Raw genomic sequence first — 2,713 nt, 5'->3', positions numbered from 1 at the left:
ATCGGCGGTCATCGGCCATTCGTAATCCGCCGAGAAACTTGAAGTAATCTAGGTTTAGCTGAATGGAACCGTCTTCCTTCAAGCTAATCAGTTCATCCAGAATTTTTCTTTGGAAGTTCTGGGTTTGTTCCGCCGTAGGATTACCGTAGGGAGCTAATCCCATAAGTTTATATTCGCCCCCGTTCACCTTAAATCCCAGATAGTACGTGAACGCCGAGTAAAGCAGCCCCACCGAGTGCGGAAAATGAAGCTCCCGCAGCATCCGAATTTGGTTGCCCCGCCCGTGACTAATGGTGGTAGTTGCCCACTCTCCTACCCCATCAATAGTCAAGATGGCCGCTTCTTCAAAGGGAGACGGATAAAAGGCGCTGGCGGCGTGGGATAAATGATGCTCGGTAAACTGAATAGGAGCCGTGAAATTACCTAGGGTTGCTAACTCCCGACGGATTAACCGGCGAAGGAATAGTTTATCCTTTATCCAAACCGGAATAGCGGTAAGAAAGCCCTTGAGGCCCCGGGGGGCAATAGCGTGGTAAGTTTCCAGTAACCGCTCAAATTTCAGCAGCGGTTTATCGTAGAATACCACGCTATCAATTTGGCTAATATCAACGCTGGCTTCAGCTAGTACGTAACGAATTGCGTGGATGGGAAAAGAGGCATCGTGCTTAACTCGGGTAAATCGTTCTTCCTGAGCCGCCGCCATAATGTGTCCGTCTACCACCAAAGCTGCCGCACTATCGTGGTAGAAAGCCGAAATTCCGAGGATGGTATGTCGCACGTGTTACGGAGATAAATTGAAATTTGTATTTATACCAATGCTAAACCAGTGTTACGCTTTTGATAGGATCGTGTAAATCCCCCTGCGCCCCCTTTATGAAAGGGGGATTTTCTTCTTAGTTTTATTCGCAAAATATAGTAATCAAATAGTATCAGAACGAGTTCTTTAAATCAGTGGCGGTGAATACGTGATCTCTTTTCTTTAATATTGATCTATCACTCGGCTGAATTTGCAAAGAGTCTCGGCTTAGCCACCGCCGGAAAACCCCAATGGGAGTTATAATCAAAAGGAATACAGTTGTTAGCAGTATTGGCGAAACAATCATACTCAGTACGTTCCCGAGCGAGAACCAAAACACCGCTACCGGATATAATAGTTTAGGGAACAATAATCCAACACCCGCTACCACCGCAGCGGCAACCAACCAACCCGATTGATCTTGCACTAATCCGATGATGATACACAGCAGAATAGCGACCAAACCTGTTTCTAGTAACTGTTTCTGGCTGATTTGAGTAATGATGATTTCAGGTAGTTTCATAGACGGAGAAAGTATTCATATATGTGTGTTCAGGTGCTAATGTATTCATGTGTTCAGGTATGTAAATTACTTAAAGACCATAACACTTGAACACCCGAACACTTAAACACAATTAAAAGATAGAATAAATAAAAGGGGCCAATGCCGAGCCACTGGTCGCTACAATCAGAAATCCAATCAGTAGTAATAGTACCAGCGTAGGGATTAACCAGTATTTTTTGCGGGTTCGGACGAATAGCCAAAATTCTTTCAACGTTTCCATAGTTCTAGTTTTGTATCTTTTTCATGAGTTGGAGGGCCGGTTTGTGGTCTGGAGCTTGAACCAGTACCGTTTTCAAATACTTTTCAGCCGCATTTTGCTTTCCTAGTAGCAGGTAGCTTTCAGCCAACTTCGTTAGCGTTTCAGTATCATTTTCTGCTAGACTATCGCTCTTTGAAACAGCCAGTATTGACTTTATTGCACCGATCAACCGAAAGCTCATCATATCGGTTGACTCTCGTTCCCTTATATACTGAAGGTACGATAATGCTGCATCCAGCGCATCCACTTTAATAAAATTGATGGCAATTTTACGAGCCAGGGTAGTGGATTCTTCTAGGACTAGTGCCCGTTGAAATAGATAATCCGCCTTTTGAATATTGTTGATTTGCAAGGCCAGCCCGGCCGCCTTGGTGAAGAACTGAGACTCACGGGGATGCTCCAGCGTAATGCCTTCGGCTACCTTCAGTGCCTCTGTATAATTCTTATTTTGATAGTAGTGTTGGTACAATCGCTCCATGGCCTCTTCCCACGAAATTTGCTGAACAGCCAGGGCTCCGGCAATGGCTTCGGGTAACGTACGGTTAGCGGTATCCAAATCGGTGATCGGTTCGTAGAAGGGCCAGCCTTCCTTAAGTATCATAATTTCGTACGCCCCTTTCAGGGAGTCCACTTCCGTGATGGGCATCGCTGCGTACGCTTCCTTCCAATCTGAGGCTAACTCCCAGTCAGATTCAATCATCTTTTCTTCCCGCAGCCGCTGATAAAAAGCATCAGCAATCAGTGAATACCCCCGTTGGTTAGGATGTACGTGTTCTAGCAGCACTTCATTACCGATAATGCGGTGGGGCACGTTACTTTCCAAATGCTCCCGGGCATCTACCAAATGTACTTGTGAAAATTGCTCGGTCAATTCGTGGATGATATCGTTCAGTGCTTCGGGGGCGCGGAAGCGAAGCATGTCCAGTTCTTTCGCCTTTACAAAATGTTGCTTAGCGACGGTAAAGTCCGCCTGCTGATACGCCTGTTGACCCAGTTGGTAAAAGTGGTCGGCGGAAGATTCTTCTTGGGTGCTATCGCTGACAAAAGGAGCGAGATCCTTTTCGTTGCTCACCAACGTACTGATGAACGTGGA

General features: G+C 45.9%; 3 protein-coding genes and 1 pseudogene. All 4 read right to left on the bottom strand.

Annotated features, from left to right (window positions below; all coding sequences use genetic code 11):
- On the bottom strand, positions 1 to 778 hold a 778-nt coding region (locus WBA23_RS02605), incomplete at its 3' end, for a carbamoyltransferase N-terminal domain-containing protein (RefSeq protein WP_424580689.1).
- 151 nt (positions 779 to 929) lie between these two features.
- Positions 930 to 1,319, bottom strand: coding sequence for an SxtJ family membrane protein (locus WBA23_RS02600; protein WP_424580688.1), 390 nt, complete (start codon positions 1,317 to 1,319; stop codon positions 930 to 932).
- A 112-nt stretch (positions 1,320 to 1,431) separates the two neighbouring features.
- Positions 1,432 to 1,581, bottom strand: a complete 150-nt coding sequence (locus tag WBA23_RS02595; RefSeq protein WP_424580687.1) for a DUF5989 family protein — start codon at positions 1,579 to 1,581, stop codon at positions 1,432 to 1,434.
- A 4-nt stretch (positions 1,582 to 1,585) separates the two neighbouring features.
- A pseudogene (locus WBA23_RS02590) lies at positions 1,586 to 2,713 on the bottom strand (hypothetical protein); the annotation flags it as partial.

Source organism: Tunicatimonas sp., assembly GCF_049647865.1.
Classification (GTDB): domain Bacteria; phylum Bacteroidota; class Bacteroidia; order Cytophagales; family Cyclobacteriaceae; genus Tunicatimonas.
Note: the sequence above shows the minus strand (reverse complement) of the source record. Positions and strands in the feature narration are given on the sequence as shown.

Bases quoted from the DNA above. Each gene is read 5' to 3' on its own strand.
- WBA23_RS02600 (WP_424580688.1), bottom strand. From the start codon at position 1,319: ATGAAACTACCTGAAATCATCATTACTCAAATCAGCCAGAAACAGTTA.
- WBA23_RS02595 (WP_424580687.1), bottom strand. From the start codon at position 1,581: ATGGAAACGTTGAAAGAATTTTGGCTATTCGTCCGAACCCGCAAAAAA.